We start from the raw sequence: 1468 nt of genomic DNA on the forward strand, positions 1-1468 counted from the left end.
AGAACTTTTTTATTATAGTCGATTTCGGAAAACTTCGTACATGAGAATGGCTGCAGCAACACTGGCATTGAGGCTTTGAACATGCCCATTCATGGGAATGGTAATCATTTCATCAACCTGTTTTTTGATGTTGCTGGAGATGCCTTTTCCTTCATTTCCGATGATGAGGGCGATTTTCCCTTTTGTATTCCACTTGTGGCAAGGGGTACCGTTCATATCCGTTCCAAAGGTCCAGAAGCCTTCAGCCTTGAGTTTGTCTAGGGTTTGACTGAGGTTGGTCACACGGGCAATCGGTACATGCTCAATAGCACCTGTGGCCGTTTTGGCAACGACAGGAGTAACTCCGACAGCACGGTGCTTGGGAATGATGACACCTGAAACATTGGTCGCATCGGCTGTTCGCAAGATTGAACCCAGATTATGAGGGTCAGTTAGACCATCCAGAATCAATAAAAGTGGATTTTCTTCTTGACGTGTTTTTGCAAGGATGTGATCCAGCTCGCTATAGGCAAATTCGGACACTCGTAGAACAAAACCTTGGTGGACAGCGCCTTCGGTCATCTCAGACAGGGATTTTTTTGAAGTCCAAGAAATGGATACCCTCTTTTCTGTAGCCAGTTCCTTGACTTTCTCAACATTCTTACCCCTTAGATCTTCTTGGAGGTAGAGTTTATTTCCAGTGTTTGCAAGGAGGGCTTCTGTGACGGCGTGGACGCCATAGACAATATCATTTGTTTTCATGCCTCTATTATAACACAAAACCCCGTCTTGCAACGGGATTTTCTTTATTCCAGAATCAGTAAACCATCTTTAACAGCAAATGGATCTTTTTCATTGATACGATCGTAAAACATGATTCCGTTTAGATGATCAATTTCATGTTGGACAACGATAGAGTTGTAACCTTTGAGCTTGATACGGTGTTTTTCGCCGTCCTTGTCAAAGTAATCAACAGTGACGCGGGCATGACGGACAACATAGCCTGGAACTACACGGTCGACAGATAGGCACCCTTCTCCTTCACCGAGGGCAGCGTCCTGAACAGAGTGAGAGACGATTTTTGGATTGTACATAACAGCTTGCAAGTCGTAGGCTTCCTGTGGAGTTTCACCTTCTTCCACAATATTGGGCACTAAAACAGCGATAATGCGTTTTGAGATATCCAGCTGGGGAGCGGCCAATCCAACTCCACCGCGGAGCCCCATCTTTTCAGCCATAACAGGATCTTGGGAATGTTTGAGGAATTGCATCATCTTTTCACCAAGGATGATTTCCTGGTCAGACAGTGGGAAAGTGACCTCCTCAGCAACTGCGCGAAGTGTCGGATTCCCCTCGCGGATAATATCGTTCATATCAATTAAGTGAGCAGCTTTTGTAATACGTTCTATTGCAGACATTTTCTCTCCTTTCATTACCTCTACATGATAACACAAAATAGGCGAGAAAGAAAGCCGCAGAAGTTCCTAAA

2 protein-coding genes are annotated in these 1468 nt (G+C 44.7%); both read right to left on the minus strand.

What is annotated here, in order from left to right; genetic code table 11:
- Positions 1–12 precede the first annotated feature (12 nt).
- The gene (gene rlmB / locus SORDD27_RS02125) at positions 13–741 is read right to left on the minus strand and encodes a 23S rRNA (guanosine(2251)-2'-O)-methyltransferase RlmB (RefSeq protein ID WP_061427059.1); all 729 of its coding nucleotides are present in this window, start codon (positions 739–741) and stop codon (positions 13–15) included.
- Positions 742–785: 44 nt separating this feature from the next.
- Positions 786–1397, minus strand: a complete 612-nt coding sequence (gene def, locus SORDD27_RS02130) for a peptide deformylase (RefSeq protein WP_061427061.1) — start codon at positions 1395–1397, stop codon at positions 786–788.
- Positions 1398–1468 lie beyond the last annotated feature (71 nt).

This window comes from Streptococcus oralis (assembly GCF_001579025.1).
GTDB classification, from domain to species: domain Bacteria; phylum Bacillota; class Bacilli; order Lactobacillales; family Streptococcaceae; genus Streptococcus; species Streptococcus oralis_X.

Excerpts from the sequence above, each read along its gene's own strand:
- rlmB (WP_061427059.1), bottom strand. The coding sequence starts at position 741 with ATGAAAACAAATGATATTGTCTATGGCGTCCACGCCGTCACAGAAGCC.
- def (WP_061427061.1), bottom strand. The coding sequence starts at position 1,397 with ATGTCTGCAATAGAACGTATTACAAAAGCTGCTCACTTAATTGATATG.